We start from the raw sequence: 20,705 nt of genomic DNA, 5'->3' as shown, positions 1-20,705 counted from the left end.
TCTAAAGGAATGATTGCATGCACTCACTATGGCGTCAGCGTGTTCTGCTGGTTCTCCTGATTAGTTTATTCGCCTCTATCCCGATCATTTACGCCTTGTCCGGTTACCGGACGATTGCTACGATGACCGCGCAAATGAAGAATCACGATATACCATTAATCAATCAAGTGGACCAATTGGTCGAACATAATCGAGATCGGGCGAATGCAGTTCGTGGTCTTTTATTATATGAAGATAATCGTTACATTGAACAGTATTATTATTCCACTTCCAAAATTCACGACTTACGCAATAGTCTGAATCAATCTTCAACCACCCCAGGAGCAATTAAAGATCTTCTTCGTCGCAACAATGTCTGGGAGTCTGAAATTGAACGCGTTTTTGTCGTCTATGAACGACAAAGTCCTGCAGCAGCAAAACGACTAGCAAGGCAATCAACACAGACGACTCAAACGATTCTTGAAGACTTATCTCGTGTCAAAGATGATTTGTATAAGACACTTCAATCTAAGTTACAACAATCAGATGCTTTAATCGCTACATATAAGTGGATGTGTCTCGGTCTCTCCATCCTATCCTTTTTATTAATTAGTGCAACTGTCTTTTTCTTCCATCGATTTGCTCCTATCCTAACGAACGAAGCAAAATCAGAATAAGCAAAAAACGCAGCTTTAGCTGCGTTTTTTGCTTATTCTGATTCATTCAAATAGTGCTTTCCTTCTTGCACATGTTCCATTGCCATGTGAACTAGTGACGACACGTGATGATCGTCTAAAGAATAATACACGACTTTTCCATCTTTACGGAATTTGACAAGTCCGTGTTTCAACAAAGATCGAAGATGATGTGAGGCTGTTGCGATTGAACAGTCGACAGAGGCCGAGACATCACAGACGCATAGCTCTTCTTCGATCGTCAGTGCATAAACGATACGTAATCGTGTCGCGTCCGAAAGAATCTTAAATAGTTTTCCAATTTCAAACGTCGGAATCGTATCAACGACTTGTCCAATCTCAGACGCACGATGTTCGTCAATCGCAATCGTTTCACAACGGGGAATGTTCATGTCCGTCACCTCGTTTCTATGTATATTGCACCATGAGAAACAAGACAATGCAAGTTCAGCGCATTCGTCTACGAATGAGCCAAAATACGAACCATCCTCCGATATAATCACCGATATCCCAGACGATTCGATTTTGGTCGACTGCACGTACACCAATATCGATAATCTTCGTACTTTCTAATCGATTCCTATACCGCTTGCGTAATCGAGCAGGAATCGGGAGACGAAGAAGTAACCGATAGTAAATATCTAAATGAGTATGTCCCCAGATTTCTGTAGCGATCGAACTCGTCTTGATATACAGTGGACGCTTATAGCGTCGCTCGTACTTCTCTTTCAACAAAAGAGCCATTTCATAAGATATACGATTAGGACGCGGAAATAAAACTTTACCTAAATGGTAGATTCCCTGATTATCAACCCGAATGATTTGTGGTTCCAATCGATACCGGATCCAGTAGCCCCGAAAACGGATCTTCTGCCATTTCAATACAATCACCTCTGAACGAATTATACCCTGTTCTGAAGAGATTGATGCCACTCTCGCACGGCTTCTGTCATTCGCTCTGCAGCGAGTTGTCGATCTTCTTTAGCAAAAATATCCGAAATGACAGCATACCCTTCAAGTGGGATGGGCAGAGAAGAGACATTCGTTGCTGTAATTCCTCCAATACCGATCAACGGTAAACGAACAGCTTCGCGAATCGATTGAAGCATCGCGTGTGACATCGAGTCAGCATCTGCTTTCGATGATGTCGCAAATAAAGAACCCACGCCTAAATAGGAGGCTCCGTCTTGTTCTGCTTCAATCGCTTGTGCAACAGTGGCTACTGATACGCCGATCACAGCATCCGGTAAGAGGCGTCGCGCTGCGGTTAGGGGAATGTCTTCTTGTCCAATATGCAAACCAGCTCCCACGAGTAAAGCGATATCGATCCGGTCATTGATGATTAAAGGGATGTCGTAGCGATCCGTAATCGTTCTCAATCGAATTGCTTGATCGAAGAATTCCTTTCCTTGTGCGGTTTTTTCCCGTAGCTGAATAACCGTCGCACCACCTAAAATGGCTTCTTCAACGACCGTTTCTATCGCAACTCCCGGATGGTAACGACGATCCGTCACTGCATAAATGGAATAATCAATTGACATGTGCTTTCGCCTCCGTCAGGTCTTGCTCTGTCATCAGGCTGATCGCATTGAACAACTCTCGTTTGAAATCACCTAGACCATTTTCTGATGCTGCCTGTTCTCCCGCTCTGCCCATGATGAATGTTCCGTGGACTGCCGCCTCAAACGCAGAATATCCGGCACCGAGAAAACTCGCAATCAAAGAGGCCGTCATGCAACCCGTACCTGTGACGTCTCCGAGACGCGGCGTTCCTACATGGAGTTCCACTTCGCGCATCCCATCCGTGATGTAGTCGATTGGACCTGTGACGACAATAACGGACTTTTTTTTGCGAGCGAATGCACGAATGGTCTCTCGATCCATGATTGCATCTCCTGCAGCATCGACTCCTTTTGTTCGTCCATTCTCCCCAAGCAATGTCTTGATTTCTGAAGCGTTTCCTTTAATGACCGTACATCCGAGTTCACTCAATTCTTTTGAAAAGGATGTACGCAATGATGTTGCTCCCGCTCCAACAGGGTCAAGAACGATCGGAATATTCAAGCGACCCGCTTCGCGTGCCGCAAGTCGTTGAGCTGCCTGCATGTCTGCATCGATCGTACCGATGTTCAAGACAAGAGCTTGTGCGAGACGAACCATCTCTTCCACTTCACGAATATCTTCCGCCATGACGGGTGATGCGCCAACAGCGAGTGTGACATTCGCGCAATCATTAATCGTGACTGTATTCGTCAAATGGTGAATGAGTGGTTTGTGTTCAAGAATGGTCGTAAACATGTGAATCCCTCCAAAGTGAATGAAAATGATGTGTCGGTCCAATACCTTGTCCGAGGGCAAATCCATGACGAATTGCCTCTGTGACATAGCTCTTTGCCTGTCGTACACTATTTGTTAAATCTTCTCCAAGCGCCATCCGCGAAGCAATCGCCGCAGATAAGGTACAACCAGTTCCATGAGTATGATGGTTGTCTAATCGTTCCGATGTGAAGCGGTGTTCCACTTCCCCATCAAACAACAAATCCGTCGCAGCTCCTGAGAGATGTCCGCCTTTTAGTAATACTGCCCCTGTCTGTGTAGCCAATTGATGCATCGCCAATCGCATTTCCTCTAGATTGGTGACCGATCGTCCTGTTAAACGCTCCGCTTCCGGTAAATTCGGCGTGACGAGTGTCGCGAGCGGTAGAAGTTCTGAAATCAATGCTTGTTCAGCTTCCGTTCGCAATAGGGCATGACCGCCTTTAGCGACCATGACGGGATCTAATATGACCGGAACTGTCTGTTTACGGAGATGTGTAGCAATGACACGAATCGTCTGCGCATTCGAGACCATTCCTATTTTGATTGCATCGACACGAATATCTGAAAAAATCGACATTAACTGGGCATCTACGATTTCTGGGGATAACTCTTCCACCGCTTGAACACCCAGCGTATTTTGCGCCGTGACGGCTGTCAGGACGCTCATTCCATAAACGCCTAAAGCCGAAAATGTTTTTAAATCCGCTTGAATCCCAGCTCCACCACCGGAGTCGGATCCCGCAATCGTCAGTACGTGTTTCATGTTCTTTTCACCTTCCCATCGAGCAATGGCAGGGAGTCGTGACCGACAAAAAAGCGTCGACCGCTGTAAAAAAGCAGTCGACGCTATACGAAAGCGTTATACACGCATTCCGGTATCCGTTCGGCTCAACTTTCCTACGCTGGTATTATCCAGTTCAGGTAATAGGGTCGAAAACAGACTGGTTTTCCTCTCAGCCGGATTCCTCCAGCTCCCCTAGTTGCTCAAGTATTCGTTTCGCCTTAACTGTAGCATAGAGAAGAAAAAAAAACGAGCCGAAGCTCGTTTTTTGATTACAGATATGCCAATGGATTCACTGCATTCAGAGGAGAAGAAGCACTATATTGATAGCCTCCGACATGTAGTTCGAAATGCAAGTGTGGTCCTGTTGAATTTCCTGTACTACCCAGTGTTCCGACTTGCTGACCTTGAGAGACCGTTTGTCCTGCATGAACAGATAATGAGCTCATATGAGCATAAACCGTCGTATAGACTTTTCCATCCAAGAAATGCGAAATCATAACGTGGTTTCCGTAAGGTCCACCACCCGATGCTGTAATGACAGTTCCGGCTGCTGCTGCAACGATCGGCGATCCGACCGCACCCTTGAAATCAACACCATTGTGGAATGTATAGCCGTTTGCTCCGCTAGCTGGGCCAAATCCTTGTGATACAGATCCTGAAGATGGTCGAACGAATTGACCACCTCCCGAACTGATTGGTGTTGAACTTGAACCTGTTGATTTTGTATTCTTATTTGCTTGTTTGGCTGCTTGAGCTGCTTTTTCAGCTGCCGCTTTCTCAGCTGCTGCTTTTTCAGCCGCTGCTTTAGCTGCCGCTTTTGCTGCAGCAATCGCACGTTCTTGAGCTTCTAGCGTCGCTTGAAGTTCTTTTGCATCCAATAGTTCTGTCGTGAACTTCGTCTTGCCTTTTCGTAATTTTTTAAGTGTAGCACTCCGTTTTTTCATCTGTTCTTTCAACGCTTTTTTCTGTTCAATTAATGTTTTCTTCTCTTCGACCTGCTCCGTCTTTTTTTCAACGAGCGCTTGCTTTGCTTCTGCTAGTTTTTGTTGTGTCGCGATGTAATCTGAGATCATTTTATCATCTTGCTCCGCGATTTTTTTCCCTGCCATGACACGACTAAATAAATCACCTAAATCTTTAGATCCAAAAATGACTTCTTCCCATTTGATTGAATTCCCGTCGTTTTCTTGGAAGACACGTAGACGATCGCCTAATAGTTCTTCTTGTTTTTTCAACATCTCTTCATAGCGAACGATGTCTGCTTTTAATTCATCGATTCGCAAATTCAACTTCTCAATTTGTTTATTTTTTTCAGAAACCTGAAAAATCTTTTCGTTGATTGCTGCATCAATTCGGTTGATCTGACGTTGTTCTTTCGAAATTTTCGACTCTTGTTTTTTAATTGCTTTTTCTAATTTACGTTGTTCTGCAGCATTTTCAGCCTTTTTTTCTTTGATCGTCGCTGCCGCAATTGGTTGTGTTCCTGTTATCAGTAATGCTCCTAAAACAATGGTAGAAATTAGTTTTTTTAGCATATATCGTTTTCCTCACTTATGTATTTTCATTTTTTTATTATAGTATTCAAGTTTCTCTCATATCTGAAATAGATTATAGCACCCTAATCGTTTCAAAAAAATTTCATTTACATTTCAAGTGAAAACGTTTTTTTGTAATATATATTTTTCTTATCAAATATAAAAAAAGAATCGTTGCACGAGCAACGATTCTTCACTATTTAAAACATAGTCATTGGGTTTACTGAGTTAGCCGGACCAGTTGCACTGTAGCTATATCCACCGACGTGAATTTCAAAGTGTAAGTGTGGACCCGTCGAATTTCCTGTACTTCCACGTAGACCGATTTGTTGACCTTGGCTGACACGCTGTCCCGCGTGAGCATTGAGCGCGCTCATGTGTGCATAAAGTGTCGTATATGTCTTACCATTTAATTGATGCGCAATCATGATGTGATTTCCGTAAGGACCACTACTTGATGCTGTAATAACTGTTCCTGTGGCAGCTGCAACAATTGGAGTCCCAACCGGACCGCCGAAGTCGATCCCGTTATGGAACGTATAACCGTTTTCTCCACCTGCTGAGCCATATCCTTGTGTGACAGCCCCAACGGTAGGATGAATGAACAAACCACCTGAAGATGGCGCTGGTTTAGGTGTCGCAGGAGCTGGCGGTGCTGGGGTAGCTGGTGTAGATGCTTTTGGAGTCGATTGTTTCATCGAACCAGAAGATTTCGCTGCTTGCGATGCCTTCTCTTGTGCTGCCTGCTGAGCCGCTGCGTCTTTAGCCGCTTGTTGTTCGGCTTCTTTTTGAGCCGCTGCTTGAGCCGCTTCAGCTTCCGCTCGCGCTTTCGCTTCACGTGCTGCTTGGGCTTGACGCTCTTTTTCGATCCGTGCTTCACGTTCACGTGCTGCCTTTTCAGCTGCAATCGCTTTTTCTTGAGCAATCAGAATTTGCTGGACTTCTTTTGCATCCATTAATTGGGTTTCGAATTTTTCTTTTTTCTTTCGTAATTCTTTTAAACGTTTGTTTCGCGTTTTCAATTGTGATTCAAGTTCTGCTTGTTGGCGTTTCAATTCTTGCTTTTCAACGACCAATTGTGCCTTCTTGTCTTTCACTTTTTGTTGTGCATTCGCTAATTTCTTTTGCGTATTTTGATAATCCGTGATCATTTTATCATCTTGTTTTGAAATCGATTTTCCAGCCATGACACGGCTAACGAGGTCACCGACGTTTTTTGCCCCAAAGATGACTTCTTCCCATTTGATCGAATTTCCGTCATTTTCTTGCATGACACGAAGACGATCACCGAGTAATTTTTCTTGGCGTTTCAATTTCGCTTTATACTTGTCGATTTCTTTTCCAAGTTGAACGATTTCTCGTTCCGTCGCCTTGATTTGACGATCTTTCGTTTCGACAGCAAAGATCTTTTCATTTAAGGCCTCGTCTAATCGATTGACTTCTTGTTGCGTCTTAGAGATTTTTTGGCCCTCCTGATTAACGGAAGACTCTAAGTTTTTTTGTTTTTTAGCATTGTCTTGTTGCTGTTGTTCGTTTTTGGCTTTCTGCTCACTTAAATCGTCAGCTGCTGCAAAATGAGGTGCTGATGAAAGAACCAGTGCGGAAACGATGAGCGACGCGAACGTTTTTTTCATGTAGTATTCCCTCTTTTTCTCTAGTATGTCGATGCATTATTTGGAATAACAGTTACGTTAAAATTAAATTCTATAATAGTTTTTCTTATTTATAGGAACGTTTTTGATTATAGCATTCATTCCTCTTCCATAATATTTCAGTGATATTTCATTTTAAATAAATCGTTTTTCTTCTATGTAATAGAAAATGATGGAAAACAGCTTTGCATTGCAACTTTGATTCATTTTTGGGAAACTGAAGCGAATAGGAGGGAAATATCAAATGAAACTAGATCATACCGGTATTGCCGTTCGCGATATGCAAGAAGCCATTTCATTTTATACGAATATACTTGGGGGGACATTAACGCGAGAGTACTCGAATCCCGCGCCTGGTGTCGCCTCCAACATTGCCGTCATCGAGTTCGATGATGCGCATATCGAACTGTTGACGCCAACGAGCCCGGATAGTCCGATTGCACGGTTTTTAAAACAACGTGGAAAAGGCGTCCATCACATTGCTTATCGTGTAGAGGATTTGGATCAAGCAATCGCCGAAGCAAAACAACAAGGCTTAACATTTTTAGAAGATACGTATCGAACGACGCCGTTCGGACGACGATTGATTTATATGAATCCTAGGCATTCACACGGCGTCATTACGGAACTCTGTGATTATCCAGAGAACCCCTAAAAAAAATCAGCACTGCGTTATCGCAGTGCTGATTTTTGTTCTATACCATTAGCCAAGTTTTGCAACGATTTCCCGATTGAATGCAGGAATATCATCTGGTTGACGACTTGAGACGAAATTATCGTCAACGACGACTTCTTCATCTGCAAAGTCCACACCAGCATTTTCTAAATCAATTCGAATTGATTTATAACCTGTCATTTTTCTTCCTTTGACGATTTTTGCGTTAATCATCAGTTGAGGTCCGTGACAGATCGAGAAAATTGGTTTTTTCGACATATCAAATTCTTCGACGAATGAGACAAAACGCTCATCTTCTCGTAGTAAATCTGGTGAAAATCCACCCGGAATCAGGAGAGCGTCATAGTCTGCTGCTGAAGTCTCATCAATTGAGAGATCAACATTTACTTTTGCCTCTTCTTGTTTTCCGACGAGTTCAGCACCTTTTTTTGCACCAATGACAGTGATCTCGTGTCCAGCTTCTTTTAATGCATCAACTGGTCCTGTGAATTCTACATCTTCAAAATGATCGGCTAGTACGACTGCTACTTTTTTAGACATGTGATTCATCCCCCAAGTTGTTTGATTTAAATCGGATCTTCTCCGCGATCTCGTGGAGAGACCGTATCATCTGGCATTTCGTCTTTTCCTTTTAGGATTTCCTTTTGTTGCTCCTCTGCCAGTTTTCGTTCTTTATCCGACAGACGATCCCGTTCATCTTCAAACTCTTCATTTGGACGATCGGTTTCTTTCGGTGCCATCGAAAACCCTCCTTATGATTCGTCGATTATGCTTATAGTGAATCGACGACTTTAACAGAAAGATCGACATCAATGTTGCCACGTGTCGCTTTCGAGTACGGGCAGAAATTGTGTGTCTTCTCTAGTAAGTCTTCAGCTTCTTCTTGCGATACGCCAACGACTTCGACGACAAGTTTTGCCGCGATTTTCACACCATTATCCGCTTCGTCTTGTAAGAGGCTGACTTCTGAATTCGTCCGCGTCTCGACTCGTTTTTTTGCTTGGCGCGCCATTAAATTATAGGCACCATCAAAACAAGCGGCATATCCTGCTGCGAATAACTGTTCCGGGTTTGATGTCGGAATGTCTTCTTTGCCTTTTGTTCCTGGCATGACTAAATCAAGATTGATGACGTTATCGTCTGAAGCGACTTTCCCGTCGCGACCACCGACTGCAGATGCACGTGAAGTAAGAATGACGTTTGACATGATAGAAAACCCCTTTTCCTGTTGAATTAAAAAATGCTTTTTTTGCCACATAGACAGTAATACCCGTCACTGACGGAGATAAACACAAGGAGTGTTCATCGCTTCACTCTTTGTGATAGATAAAAAAGACGACGGACTTGAAGTCCATCGTCTTTTAATGCTGTTTCTTATCCGATATCTTCTGTTGCGATTACTTCCTGTTCAGGCAATTGAAGATAAATCGACTTCACTTGGTGGTTATCGACTTCCATGACTTTGATCGTATACGCCTGATAGCGGAATTCCTGACCACTCGATACTTCTGTATCCTGTGCCATGACCCAGCCACCAATCGTATCAATATCTTCTTCTTCGATACCCAGGTTAAAGCGTTCATTTAAGTCATCAATTAAGACACGACCTGAAATCCGGTATAACCGTTCATGAATCTGTTCGATGTCGGCTTTCTCATCCTTATCGAATTCATCACGGATTTCTCCGACGATTTCTTCCAGTATGTCTTCCATCGTGATGACACCAGCTGTACCACCGTACTCATCAATGACGAGTGCCATCGGCGTCCGTTCGACCTGCATTTTTAGCATGGCATCTTGGAGCGGTGAATACTCGGATACGATCGGCAAGTTGTGGATGTAATAACTTAAAGCTTTTCCCTTGTTTGCCATATGATCCGTAAACAATTGTTTCGCATTGATGAAGCCAAGAATCTTATCCTTATCTCCTTCTTCTGCTATCGGATAACGTGTGAACTGATACTCTTCAACGAGGCGAATGATGTCCTCCATCGATGCATCGTTCGAAATGGTAATTAAGTCCGTCCGCGGTAACATGATGTCTTTCGCGATTCGCTCATCGAACGAGAAGATATTTTGCATGTAGGAAAGTTCAGTCTGGTTGATTTCTCCACTCTTATAACTCTGTGTCATGATGATTTTAATTTCTTCTTCCGAGTGTACTTCTTCGTGACCAGCAGGTTCGACACCGAATAAACGGAGAATCACACGAGCTGAACCATTCAAAGTCCAGATAAAAGGTTTCATGACCTTACCGAACCAATAAAGCGGTGGTGCGAGTAACATCGTGATGGCTTCCGTTTTTTGAATAGCCAAGGACTTTGGAGCAAGTTCTCCAAGCACTACATGAAGAAACGTTACAATCGAGAAAGCAAGGACGAACGAAATGATCGTCGAAACGGAGTTCGGGATGTCGATTTCTTCGAACAACATACTGAGAATCGCACCTACCGTTGATTCTCCTAACCACCCGAGACCAAGCGCTGTCACGGTAATTCCAAGTTGACAGGCCGATAAATAATAATCCAAATTCTCAAGTAGCCTTTTCGCTACTTTCGCAGTCTTGCTTCCTTCTGTAATCAACTGATCGATTCGAGACATTCGCATTTTGACGACCGAAAATTCGGCGGCAACAAAAAAAGCAGTTAAGACGATGAGTAACGCAATGACGAGTAGTCGAATGATGATCGTCGTCGTGTCGAATGTCTCCATTGAGTGTGTACTGTCCAATCGTTTCCCCGAAGAAAGGGGATTCACCTCCATTAATATAAAGCCAGATGCGAAGGCACCTGGTCGTTTACAGCAAAAAGAAGCTTTCAACTTTCAAAGCTTCCTTACTTTTCATATTCATACTATAACGGAACTTTCACAAAATGTGTACTTGAAGACATGATTTCAATCGGTCAGACCACGTATAGGATGAAGATTACAATCATGAGCAACATCGCGATTCCCTTTAACAATGCACTTGATAAAATACCAAGAACCGTACCGATTCCTACTGAAACAGCTGTTTGCCATGTCTTTTTACTAATGATTTTTTCTGTCAAAATGGCAAAGACAAATGGAAAGATCAACAATCCGATTCCTGGTAAAATAAATGGTCCAGCAATCAATCCCACTGTCGTCGCGATTTTTGCCGCTTGAGATCCTCCCCGTCGATCAACAGTGTAGGCGCTGACGAGGTAATCCAGTGTAAACAAGAGAATGATGAAAATTGCTTGAATCACCCAAAAGCTAATCGATAATTCGGAGAATCCGAATCCAAATCCATAAATCAAAAAACCTACAACTAAAATCGGTGCACTGGGGATGATCGGATATACGAGGCCCGCAAAAGCAACTAGAAAACAGACGACGATCAGACTCCATAACAAGATTGTCACTTTTTATCCCTCCCTTCTGATAAATCTCTTTCTCTTAGTACGGACATGACGTCTCAAAGGTTTCATCGAGCGCTCGCTTCAGTCGTCCTTCTAAAAAGGAACGATCCCACTCGTTCATTTTATCGAACTGCACTTCAGAACAGATGTACGGAATGAAGCGTTGGATGGTCTCATGATGCGCAGGTAAAGCTTGTCGTTTCATTGTTCCAAGCGATTCGAGCATCGTCGCGAGAACCGAGACATCCGCCTCCCCGTAATGTCTCAATTGATAAAATGATTTGTATAATAGCTCTTCGAAGGTAATCCGTTCTGTCGCGTGCCGGTGATGTTCACCAGCTAACAATGTACCATCAGGAAAAATAGCATAACTCCGCATCAAGTCACCGATAATTCGAATCGCATGACGCGCCGTATTCGGATCGTTAATACCAGGTGAAATGGCACGTAACGCCACTTCGCTGAGTTTTTCGATGACGAATGAAAAGTCCTGTTCCGATGACTTCGTCGGTCCAATCAGGATGCATCGCCCCATATCCTTCCCTGTCGACCATCCCACTACTTGTCCTTCCGTGACGAACGATCCAATATATACTGAAATGTGTACAGATTTTTCATTCTCAATCTCGTCGTAATCAATTGCTTGAATGTAGCCCGTACAAGATGCTCGCATCACGTTCGGATACGTCTGTGCGGACAGCTCTATTGAAAAAACGTGTTCACCGGATTCGATATGATTGATTTGCCGTTTTACCAATTCGTTGCCTTCCTCGTGTAATCGATCGAGTAATGTCGTTACGCGAATCGACTGACTGACGATATGAATGAACACAACGAATGCCACGATCGAAAGCAATACGACAAGAACGGCTACTGCTGAAGCGACAACGCTCGTCTTTAAAGCCGGACGAAGGAAAAAGAGCATCGTCATCGAATAACTGACCGCTCCGATGAATATTCCAAAGATATGTTGCACCTGTCGATTTTCGATGAAGTTAGGCAATGTCCGTGGTGAGAATTGTGATGAATAGGTCGTCAATACAACTAGGATGGTCGAGAACGTAAATGTCATCATGGCAAGGAGTCCGGTAAAAACTGAACTATGAATTGTCTGTGCTAATCCAAGTGTCGTTTGCCACGTTTTTGGAAACCAATCTGATATATAGACATCCAACCATATCACGATACCTGTCAATCCGATTCCAATGAGACCATATAACAATGGCCACCACCAATTGATTTCTCGTGATAGGACTTTCAGCTTCTTCAAATAAAATCCCTCCTTTTTTTATAGCACTATATTGACGGTTTTCCTGATTCAAAGTGCTTTAAAACCCGCTTTCCATACTGATTGTGAGCAATATGTTTGGTAGAAGTGTACGGATGTGTTTTACTTCTTTTCATAACGTGAATAACTTAATTGTTATGAAAACGAATGGGAGATGAAATGATATGGCTCAACAAAACGAAACCACATTGCATACAGATTTCACGAAGATTTACATTGACGGTCAGTGGCGCACAGGCGCAAGTGACAGCAACATGACGAACACGAATCCATTCACAGGTGAAGAACTCTTTACGATTTCTGCCGCGAACCAACAAGATTTAGATGATGCTTATGAAGCCGCTCGAGTCGCTCAAAAAGATTGGGCGAAAGTTCCGGCTTTAAAACGCCAAGGTCTCATCGAAAACTTCTTGAAAGTCTTATACGAAGAAAAAGAAACAATCATCGATTGGCTAATTAAAGAGTCAGGAAGTACACGTATCAAAGCAGAAGGTGAATTCCTCGCTTCAGTCTTGATCGTCAAGGAAGCTGCCACATTCCCATTGCGGATGCATGGCGAAATTCGTCCATCGGTTGTACCAGGCAAAGAAAACCGGATCTACCGTAAAGCACTTGGCGTCATCGGCGTCATCAGCCCATGGAACTTCCCTTTCCACTTAGCTGTACGGTCGATCGCTACTGCCATTGCCATCGGGAACGCAGTCGTTGTTAAACCGGCTACGGACACACCTGTCTCAGGCGGATTGATTTTCGCAAGCCTATTTGAAAAAGCCGGATTGCCAAAAGGTGTCTTGAATGTCATCGTCGGTCGTGGTTCAGAAATTGGTGATGCCATCGTCGAACATCCTGTACCACGCTTGATTTCATTCACAGGATCAACTGAAGTCGGTCGCCATATCGGTGAACTTGCTGGTAAACACCTGAAGAAAACAGCGCTTGAACTTGGCGGAAACAACGTTTTCGTCGTACTTGATGATGCTGATCTCGATCGTGCGGTCGAATCTGCCGTCTACAGCAAGTTCTATCACCAAGGTCAAATTTGTATGTCGACGAACCGGATTCTCGTCGCTTCTTCAATTCATGATGAATTTGTTGAAAAATACGTGGCTCGTGTAAAAGAGCTACAATACGGTGATCCATCACATGATCGGACACAAGTCGGACCGCTCATCAATCAATCACAAGTTGAACGGATTCTTGAAGATCTTGAGAAAACAAAAGCTGCTGGTGCGACTGTTCGTGTTGGTGGAGAAGCAAAAGACAACGTCATCGCGCCAACTGTCGTTACAGGTGTTACAAACGACATGCCACTTGCTAAAAATGAAATCTTTGGACCAGTCGCTGTCATCATCCCGTTCGATACGGATGAAGAGGCACTCGAAATCGCAAACTCACTTCCATACGGATTGAGTGGCGCTGTCCATGGTTCTTCTATTGAACGTGCGACTGCCTTTGCGCTTGAAGTCGAGACAGGTATGATTCACATCAACGACCAATCGGTCAACGATGAGCCACATATGCCATTTGGTGGTGAAAAAGATTCAGGGCTCGGTCGCTTTAATGGCGAGTGGGTACTTGAAGAATTCTCGACTGTCCAATGGCTGTCTGTCATGCACGATCGTCGTCAATACAAACCATTCTTCGAGTAATACAAGGGTAGGGTTTCCCCTACTCTACATAAATTTATTAAGGAGTGATTTCACATGCCGTTATTACGATTCGACGTCATTGAAGGACGTTCAGAAGAAGAGTTAAAAACGTTACTCGACACCGCGCATGATGCGATGGTCGAAGCATTTGATGTGCCGGAGCGCGATCGTTATCAAATCGTGCATACGCATAAAGCGCATGAGATGGTCATTCAAGATACGGGACTCGGATTTGAACGGAGTAAAGATATCGTTCTTATCAGTGTGACGAGTAAAACGCGGACGCAAGAGAAGAAACAACGTCTCTACCAATTACTCGCCGAACGATTAGAAGCAAACTGCGGACTTGCTCCGACTGATTTGATGGTGTCGATCGTCGAAAATGATGCTGCGGACTGGAGTTTTGGTCTCGGTGAGGCACAGTTTTTGACGGGTAAATTATGATCGTCTGTAAATAGAACAAAAAGGGAAGTATGTTATCGGTAATTTCCGGTAACACACTTCCCTTTTTTTATTCTTACTTCATTAAACAAGAGAGAACCTTCACATGATTTACTCCTTCGTCTCTTCCGCCTTCTCCCGCGGATTTTCCCGTTGCAGCGGTGCTTTCCAACTAAATTGATCAGGTTCTGGAACGAAATCGAGACCACCTGGATGAAACGGTTGGCACCGTAACAATCGACGCGTCGTCAAATAACTCCCTTTTACTGCACCATGACGTTCAATCGCCTCCATCCCGTAATGGGAGCATGTTGGATAGAATCGACATGTGGCTGGCTTCATGGGAGAGATGACTTTCTGATAAAAACGAATTCCTCCCATTAAGACACGTTTCATAACGTCCCTTCTTTCCTCTTTTTTTCTAGTGTAACGCATCTGTCCATCATTTTCAGATGTTCTGCCTTATACTAAAAGCAGATTTAAAAGAAGGATGTGTTGAGATGAAGGCATTAACTTTCCACGAATTCGGAGGTTCTGATGTATTACGCTTCGAAGACGTACCAACGCCAACAATCACTGAACAGGAAGTTCTGATTGAAATGAAAGCGATCGGTCTGAATTTTGCAGACATCTATCGCCGAAAAGGAAACTATCATTTAGAAGGACAGCCTCCCTATATTTTAGGTTACGAAGGTTCAGGCATCATCACTGCGGTCGGTACAGCTGTTTCAACGTTCCACGTAGGTCAACGAGTTGCTTTTGCGGATGTCCCGCTTGCGAATGCTGAGTACGTCGCAGCACCCGTCGATAAATTGATTCCGCTTCCTGATGGTATCTCATACGAAACAGCAGCTTCTGTCTTATTGCAAGGATTAACAGCGCATTATTTAACACGAGATAGCTATCATGTCCAACCGGGAGATGTCGTCTTAGTGCATGCAGCTGCCGGTGGCGTTGGGCAGTTGTTGACACAGCTCATTCGCTTACTTGGGGCAACTCCGATTGGATTGACATCTTCTCCTGAGAAAGCACAGATCGCTAAAACTGCGGGCTGTGAATCTGTCTATTTATATTCTGAGAACTGGATCGAGCACGTGCTCGCGCAAACTTCTGGTAAAGGAGTTGATGTGGTCTACGAATCCATTGGTTCTACCTTAATGGATAGTTTCCATGTCACGAAAGTTCATGGAACCGTCGTTTTCTACGGTATGGCGGGCGGCGATCCCGTATCTGTCGACCCTCGCTTCTTGATGGATACATCCAAAACATTGACGGGTGGTGACCTTTGGAACGTATTAACATCTTCTGAAGAACGAATCCGTAGATCGGGTGAGCTGTTTGATTGGATTCTATCCGGTCGCCTTACCCTATCCTCTCCGACGACTTTTGCTTTATCTGATGGAAAAGCTGCGCATGATTTCTTAGAAAGCCGGCGCAGTACAGGAAAGTTACTGTTAATTCCATAATCATTTTCTAGAGACGACTCTTCGTGAGTCGTTTTTTTATGTGAAATCAGTATTATGGATTGCTTTTTTATAATGAAGAGAGTAAAGTAAATTTCATCAAAACCTAAAACTTAAATTAGTTTTGAGTTTTAGAAAGGGGATTTGTATTTATGTTTCGCTCAGAATGGAAGAAATTGAAGAGTCCGATGATGATCGTCGTCATTCTCGCCCTCATCCTCGTACCGTTTCTTTACAACTCCATCTTCTTATCTGCATTCTGGGACCCATACGGTCGTACAGAAGATATCAAGGTCGCTATCGTCAACGAAGATCAGGCGACGAAGTTCAAGGGAGAGAAAGTCGACATCGGGAATCAGTTCGTCGATAAACTCAAAAAAAATGATGATTTTGATTGGCAATTCTTATCTCAGGACAAAGCCGAAAAAGAATTACGAGACGGTAAAGTCTATATGACGGTCGTTATTCCAAAGAATTTTTCTAAAAATGCAACGACATTACTCGATGATCACCCGAAGAAGATCGAGTTGGAGTATTACTTGAATCCAGCTAAAAACTACTCGGGTACACAAATTTCGAGTACGGCTGCAAAACAATTAAACGAAAAGATTCGTAAATCCGTTACGAAACAATACAGTAGTGCTATCTTCGGTGCGTTAAAGAAAATCGCAAATGGAATGGAAAAAGCATCGGATGGCTCCTCTAAACTCGAGGACGGCAACCATAAGACAGCCGATGGTGCCAAAACACTGGCTACGAACCTCGGAAAACTCGCGGATGGCAGTCTGACACTATCTGAAAAGCTCGGGGAAGCAAATCAAGGTTCAAAAAAACTCAGTGACGGTGTCACGACACTTGACGAAAAAACTGCTCTCTTCGCTCAAAAAACGGGTGAGTTGTCTTCTGGGTTGAACACGCTAGACGAAAATGGTGGCAAATTGCAAGCCGGTGCCGCGCAACTAGAAGACGGAGCAACAAAACTCAGCGGTGGATCGACACAAGTCCGTCAAGGGGCAGAGCAACTGGCTGCGGGTACGGCTCAGCTCAACGAAAAAATTCCTCAGCTGACGGACGGATTAAATCAACTGGACGAGAAAGCTCAGGCAGCTAATGCATTATTAAATCAATTGAATCAAGATGCTGCACAATCTAAACAAGATCTACGTGCGCGTCGAGAAGCGCTTGAAGCAAATGCCGCTCAACTAAAACAAGTTATTTCCGCTTCTGATCAATTATCAGATGAGGAAAAACAAACGTTACTTGGAACAATTGGAACATTAGAAGAAAATATTAAAAGCCTCGCTGCGCAAGAAGGGGCAATCGATCAAAGTCTTGCTCAAGCAACCGAAGCGACGAAAAAAATCGGTCAACTTGCTGCAGGCGGTAAACAAGTCGAGTCCGCCGTATCGCAACTGAACGCAGGTCAAGTAAAACTTGTCGACGGTGCGAAACAAGTCGAATCTGGCGCACAACAATTAGCAAGCGGACAACAGACATTCAATGAAAAACTCGGTCAGTATACTGCGGGCGTGCATAAAGCGGCAACAGGTGGCGCACAACTAGCTGACGGTGCGAACCAGTTGTCTGATGGCACACACCAACTCCAAACAGGAGCTAGCGCGTTAACTAACGGATTAGGTCAATTGGCATCTGGTTCAACTACGATTACAGACGGTATCGGCAAAACGACCGATGGTGCTTCGAAAATCGCGGATGCCAACACGAAACTTGAAGATGGCGCCAAAACACTGAAGGATGAGCTCAGCAAAGGAGCTAAAGACGCAACAGTCAAGCCGACAAAAGAACGAGATAACATGCTCGCGGAACCTGTCGTCTTAAAAGAACACGACTATTCGACAGTCAACAATTATGGTTCTGGTTTATCAGCTTATATCCTAAGCATTGCCTTATTCGCTGGGGCTTTGATGTTCTCTTCGGTCTATCAGATTCGTCCCGAACATGGCGAGAGTCTGAACTGGCGCTTCCTTGTCGGTAAATTATCGCTCATCTTACCGATCGGCGCATTACAAGGTGTCGCAGCAGCCACAGCAATCGTCTATGTTCTCGATTCTGATGTCGCAAGTGTCCCTGCGCTCTATGGTTTCGCTGCCTTGACAGGTATGACGTTCATCACCATTCTGTTCACGCTTGCGATGCTACTCGGTCGTGTTGGACAGTTCCTTGCCTTCTTACTACTGCTTCTTCAAATCGGTGGTAGTGGTGGAACATTCCCTGTTGAAATGACACCAGAATTCTTCCAAGCGATTCACGCCTTCTTACCAATGACGTATTCAGTCGGTGGATTCCGTGAAGCTCTTGGGCTTGGTGTGACAGATACCCTCGTATCTAACAGCCAAGTCCTCGCGACCATCCTAGTCGTCGCGTTGCTCATCAGCTTCGTTGGAGGGCTTGGAGCCAAGCGGATTCTACTCTCAACGAAAGCGAGACGAAAACAACATGACACAATCTGATAAAGAAACTTTGATACTCGACTCAGCGATGGCTTGCTTTTCTGAACTCGGTTATAAAGGAACGACGATCGAGCGTGTCGCCCGACGTGCGCATGTCGGGAAACCAACTGTCTATCAGCTATTTGAAAGTAAGCTCAATCTGTTTGAGTCACTTGTGACACGTGTGTTGCAAGAAATGAAAGAAGAAGCAGAACGCGCTTATGTCGAACATGCGACGGTAGAAGAAAATAAACAAGCAATGATCGACGCTATCGTTTACCATCAACAACAACATTTGTTCATTCTTCAAATCATCGAGGAAACACGTAATCTCAAATTACAAGAAATGCAGGAATTACGGACACGTATCGAACGACATGTCGTCGAATATCTGAAGACATTACTTGAGACTCGTCTTGGACAAGATGATCGCGACGTACCAGTCGATGTCACGGCCTTCCTGATCTTCCGGACGTATATCGCGTTGATCGCCGAATGGCCATCGATTGCGCGTCCACTTGAGCTCGATACGATTCGTCATGCGATGTTACGCATTTTATGAATCAATAAAACCGCCGGTCAACTGATCGGCGGTTTTTCATATTCTCGATTCTTTTCTAAATCTCGTGCTGTTTGACTAGAAGTAACTGTTTTTTCATCCTTTAAAGTGCCAAACAACCAATCTCCTACCGGATTCGATACACCAAACCAATAGTGTTCATTTTTGAAGTGATGCAACAGATGCGTTTTTTTCATCCATTTCCCAAAGCGTGTTCTCGGTTTCAGCGGAACGTGCGCCACGTAATGTTTCCATTCATAAACAAGTAACATGACGATCAATCCACTCGCGGCTGCAGCTGTCGAGACGACAGATTGTGTTAGAAGATAGGTCAGAGCCACAAAGAAACTAAGGTTCGGCAAGGAATACCAGATCGGTAAAAATAACAGATGCAGTTCGTTCGGATGAGCATGATGATCGTAATGGAGTCGTTTCAACAATTTTCGTCCAAGCACATTTTTAGGTGGTGGTAAATGGAACAAAAAGCGATGTGTCAAATATTCACTAAAGCTGAACACGATCAATCCGATGCAAAAGAACAGCAAAATGGACCACCTGAACGGTTGTGCAATGATGTATCCACTTATTCCGATCAGTAATACGAACATGATTAAAATATCTGGAAACAGAAAAAAGCGGCGATACATATCTGACATGAATGTCCTCTCCTTTTCCTTCATTTCAGCGTTTAGTCATACGTTCATCGATTCGTCACGTTTTTTTATTGCAAGACATATAGTCAACCGTGTTCTTTCCCTTATACTGAAAAAGGAATGGAGTGATGATCGTTTTGAATTTATCGACCGGAATCATCTTTGTGTTACTCGCTTATACACTTATGTCGCTTTACGACATGTGGCAGGTTTACCGGAAAACGAGCAAGCTCTGGATATTTATTTTATTTCTTGCAACACTGATCAGTCTTGTCCTTGCCTTTTTCGTGGCCCCTATCCTTGCGCTATTCTTCTACTGGTCACGTCACTCATTGAAACGAAATATCGGCATCCTGTTACTGATCATCGTCTGTCTCGTCTCCATCACGACGAAACTATCTACTTGAACGACTTCCTTCATGAAATACTCATGAAGGTTTTTTTCATGTCCTACTACCGAAGAAAAGTCGGCGCATCAACTCACGTTCCGGCATCTCCGTCGTATTGAGAACGTCTAAAAATGGTCGATCATCATATGAAAGTTTCACGATTTCTGAACGGACTTGGTCCTTCTCCCAATCGATGATTGCTACTGGGGCGATGGCTGTTTCTTGACATCCAAGTGCACCTGGATTAATAAAGAGTGTTTGCTCTGTCTCAACTTGTTGCGCTGGATGATGGTGACCAAAACCAATGATTCGCGCCTCATTTCCAGCAAACAAGACGGATAAGTTTTTTTTCGTTCCATTCACTGCTTGCTTTAAGGGTTCTTCACCAATCTTCTTCGTCTGGTCGGCATAAGCATAATGTGTCAAGTACATCGTTTGTTTCTGATGCGTGACATTTAAGATACGCGGTAAATGCTCCAAATACTTTTGATTCTCTTGTGTCAATGTATCCGCAATCCATTGGTGGTGTTCTTTCGCATGGCGATAACTAGCTGGATAGTTATCCCCACGGATTAAAGCAAGGACACACTCATCATGATTCCCAGAAATCGTCTGGATATCAGACCGTTGTCTTAATAAATCGATGACCTCATTATGCTCTGGTCCAATACCGACAAGATCACCTAGACAATAGATGGCATCGATATCTGATTGTTGATCAAGATAGGACAAAACCGCACGCAAAGCGGATGCATTGCCGTGAATATCTGTAAAAAGTATGACTTTCATG

The 20,705-nt window shown here is 43.8% G+C and carries 24 protein-coding genes and 1 riboswitch; of the genes, 8 read left to right on the top strand and 16 right to left on the bottom strand.

The window, feature by feature from the left end:
* Positions 1–17 precede the first annotated feature (17 nt).
* Positions 18–656 carry a hypothetical protein gene (locus ACHWTJ_RS00750; RefSeq protein ID WP_294744408.1) on the top strand — a complete coding sequence of 213 codons (639 nt, stop codon included), beginning with the start codon at positions 18–20 and terminating at the stop codon, positions 654–656.
* Positions 657–688: 32 nt separating this feature from the next.
* Here the strand turns inward: ACHWTJ_RS00750 and ACHWTJ_RS00745 are convergent, their stop codons facing one another.
* The 7 genes from ACHWTJ_RS00745 to ACHWTJ_RS00715 form a co-directional block, all read right to left on the bottom strand.
* Entirely contained in the window at positions 689–1,066 is a 378-nt protein-coding gene (locus tag ACHWTJ_RS00745) for a metalloregulator ArsR/SmtB family transcription factor (RefSeq protein ID WP_294743569.1), read from the bottom strand.
* 55 nt (positions 1,067–1,121) lie between these two features.
* Positions 1,122–1,406 (bottom strand): hypothetical protein, encoded by a 285-nt coding sequence (locus tag ACHWTJ_RS00740; protein WP_294744407.1) that lies wholly within the window; start codon positions 1,404–1,406, stop codon positions 1,122–1,124.
* Between the two features lie 170 nt (positions 1,407–1,576).
* Positions 1,577–2,215, bottom strand: coding sequence for a thiamine phosphate synthase (gene thiE / locus ACHWTJ_RS00735; RefSeq protein ID WP_294744405.1), 639 nt, complete (start codon positions 2,213–2,215; stop codon positions 1,577–1,579).
* Positions 2,205–2,972 (bottom strand): hydroxyethylthiazole kinase, encoded by a 768-nt coding sequence (gene thiM, locus ACHWTJ_RS00730; RefSeq protein WP_394678945.1) that lies wholly within the window; start codon positions 2,970–2,972, stop codon positions 2,205–2,207. The genes thiE and thiM overlap by 11 nt, the downstream gene beginning before the upstream one ends.
* Complete coding sequence (thiD, locus tag ACHWTJ_RS00725; protein ID WP_294743561.1) at positions 2,953–3,756, bottom strand: bifunctional hydroxymethylpyrimidine kinase/phosphomethylpyrimidine kinase; 804 nt, start codon at positions 3,754–3,756, stop codon at positions 2,953–2,955. The genes thiM and thiD overlap by 20 nt, the downstream gene beginning before the upstream one ends.
* Before the next feature lie 114 nt (positions 3,757–3,870).
* Positions 3,871–3,981: riboswitch (TPP riboswitch) on the bottom strand.
* A 65-nt stretch (positions 3,982–4,046) separates the two neighbouring features.
* A complete protein-coding gene (locus ACHWTJ_RS00720; RefSeq protein WP_294743559.1) occupies positions 4,047–5,312 on the bottom strand; it encodes a murein hydrolase activator EnvC in 1,266 nt (421 codons plus the stop codon).
* Between the two features lie 200 nt (positions 5,313–5,512).
* The gene (locus ACHWTJ_RS00715) at positions 5,513–6,946 is read right to left on the bottom strand and encodes a murein hydrolase activator EnvC family protein (RefSeq protein WP_394678944.1); all 1,434 of its coding nucleotides are present in this window, start codon (positions 6,944–6,946) and stop codon (positions 5,513–5,515) included.
* 262 nt (positions 6,947–7,208) lie between these two features.
* Between ACHWTJ_RS00715 and ACHWTJ_RS00710 the strand changes: the two genes are divergently transcribed.
* A complete protein-coding gene (locus ACHWTJ_RS00710) occupies positions 7,209–7,619 on the top strand; it encodes a VOC family protein (RefSeq protein ID WP_294743554.1) in 411 nt (136 codons plus the stop codon).
* Positions 7,620–7,667: 48 nt separating this feature from the next.
* Here ACHWTJ_RS00710 and ACHWTJ_RS00705 read toward each other — a convergent pair whose 3' ends face one another.
* From ACHWTJ_RS00705 to ACHWTJ_RS00680, 6 genes are all read right to left on the bottom strand, one after another.
* Positions 7,668–8,180 (bottom strand): type 1 glutamine amidotransferase domain-containing protein, encoded by a 513-nt coding sequence (locus ACHWTJ_RS00705; protein WP_029340809.1) that lies wholly within the window; start codon positions 8,178–8,180, stop codon positions 7,668–7,670.
* Positions 8,181–8,206: 26 nt separating this feature from the next.
* Complete coding sequence (locus ACHWTJ_RS00700) at positions 8,207–8,380, bottom strand: hypothetical protein (RefSeq protein WP_294743551.1); 174 nt, start codon at positions 8,378–8,380, stop codon at positions 8,207–8,209.
* 32 nt (positions 8,381–8,412) lie between these two features.
* The gene (locus ACHWTJ_RS00695) at positions 8,413–8,847 is read right to left on the bottom strand and encodes an organic hydroperoxide resistance protein (RefSeq protein WP_023467178.1); all 435 of its coding nucleotides are present in this window, start codon (positions 8,845–8,847) and stop codon (positions 8,413–8,415) included.
* A gap of 167 nt (positions 8,848–9,014) precedes the next feature.
* On the bottom strand, positions 9,015–10,352 hold the full coding sequence (locus ACHWTJ_RS00690) for a hemolysin family protein (protein ID WP_294743549.1): 1,338 nt from the start codon (positions 10,350–10,352) through the stop codon (positions 9,015–9,017).
* A 191-nt stretch (positions 10,353–10,543) separates the two neighbouring features.
* Positions 10,544–11,026, bottom strand: coding sequence for a DUF456 domain-containing protein (locus ACHWTJ_RS00685; protein WP_035412760.1), 483 nt, complete (start codon positions 11,024–11,026; stop codon positions 10,544–10,546).
* Positions 11,027–11,060: 34 nt separating this feature from the next.
* On the bottom strand, positions 11,061–12,293 hold the full coding sequence (locus ACHWTJ_RS00680) for a DUF2254 domain-containing protein (protein ID WP_394678943.1): 1,233 nt from the start codon (positions 12,291–12,293) through the stop codon (positions 11,061–11,063).
* A 182-nt stretch (positions 12,294–12,475) separates the two neighbouring features.
* Between ACHWTJ_RS00680 and ACHWTJ_RS00675 the strand changes: the two genes are divergently transcribed.
* Both ACHWTJ_RS00675 and ACHWTJ_RS00670 read left to right on the top strand, forming a co-directional pair.
* The gene (locus ACHWTJ_RS00675) at positions 12,476–13,960 is read left to right on the top strand and encodes an aldehyde dehydrogenase family protein (RefSeq protein WP_294743544.1); all 1,485 of its coding nucleotides are present in this window, start codon (positions 12,476–12,478) and stop codon (positions 13,958–13,960) included.
* Between the two features lie 54 nt (positions 13,961–14,014).
* Positions 14,015–14,404 (top strand): tautomerase family protein, encoded by a 390-nt coding sequence (locus tag ACHWTJ_RS00670; protein ID WP_087682122.1) that lies wholly within the window; start codon positions 14,015–14,017, stop codon positions 14,402–14,404.
* A 108-nt stretch (positions 14,405–14,512) separates the two neighbouring features.
* Here the strand turns inward: ACHWTJ_RS00670 and yidD are convergent, their stop codons facing one another.
* A complete protein-coding gene (gene yidD, locus ACHWTJ_RS00665) occupies positions 14,513–14,797 on the bottom strand; it encodes a membrane protein insertion efficiency factor YidD (protein WP_023467166.1) in 285 nt (94 codons plus the stop codon).
* Between the two features lie 104 nt (positions 14,798–14,901).
* Between yidD and ACHWTJ_RS00660 the strand changes: the two genes are divergently transcribed.
* The 3 genes from ACHWTJ_RS00660 to ACHWTJ_RS00650 all read left to right on the top strand — a co-directional run bounded on the left by ACHWTJ_RS00660 (position 14,902) and on the right by ACHWTJ_RS00650 (position 18,876).
* The gene (locus ACHWTJ_RS00660; protein WP_394678942.1) at positions 14,902–15,867 is read left to right on the top strand and encodes a quinone oxidoreductase family protein; all 966 of its coding nucleotides are present in this window, start codon (positions 14,902–14,904) and stop codon (positions 15,865–15,867) included.
* A gap of 149 nt (positions 15,868–16,016) precedes the next feature.
* Positions 16,017–18,335 carry a YhgE/Pip domain-containing protein gene (locus ACHWTJ_RS00655; protein WP_294744393.1) on the top strand — a complete coding sequence of 773 codons (2,319 nt, stop codon included), beginning with the start codon at positions 16,017–16,019 and terminating at the stop codon, positions 18,333–18,335.
* Complete coding sequence (locus ACHWTJ_RS00650) at positions 18,322–18,876, top strand: TetR/AcrR family transcriptional regulator (protein WP_294743538.1); 555 nt, start codon at positions 18,322–18,324, stop codon at positions 18,874–18,876. Before ACHWTJ_RS00655 ends, ACHWTJ_RS00650 begins: the two co-directional genes overlap by 14 nt.
* Positions 18,877–18,893: 17 nt before the next feature.
* On the opposite strand, the gene ACHWTJ_RS00645 is transcribed toward ACHWTJ_RS00650, so the two are convergent.
* Positions 18,894–19,529, bottom strand: coding sequence for a sterol desaturase family protein (locus ACHWTJ_RS00645; RefSeq protein ID WP_294744391.1), 636 nt, complete (start codon positions 19,527–19,529; stop codon positions 18,894–18,896).
* A gap of 125 nt (positions 19,530–19,654) precedes the next feature.
* On the opposite strand from ACHWTJ_RS00645, the gene ACHWTJ_RS00640 reads away from it, so the two are divergent.
* Complete coding sequence (locus tag ACHWTJ_RS00640) at positions 19,655–19,933, top strand: hypothetical protein (protein ID WP_294744389.1); 279 nt, start codon at positions 19,655–19,657, stop codon at positions 19,931–19,933.
* 36 nt (positions 19,934–19,969) lie between these two features.
* Here the strand turns inward: ACHWTJ_RS00640 and ACHWTJ_RS00635 are convergent, their stop codons facing one another.
* Positions 19,970–20,704, bottom strand: a complete 735-nt coding sequence (locus ACHWTJ_RS00635; RefSeq protein WP_394678941.1) for a metallophosphoesterase family protein — start codon at positions 20,702–20,704, stop codon at positions 19,970–19,972.
* Position 20,705: the final 1 nt, after the last annotated feature.

Source organism: uncultured Exiguobacterium sp. (assembly GCF_964277885.1).
Taxonomy (GTDB): domain Bacteria; phylum Bacillota; class Bacilli; order Exiguobacteriales; family Exiguobacteriaceae; genus Exiguobacterium_A.
Note: the sequence above shows the minus strand (reverse complement) of the source record. Positions and strands in the feature narration are given on the sequence as shown.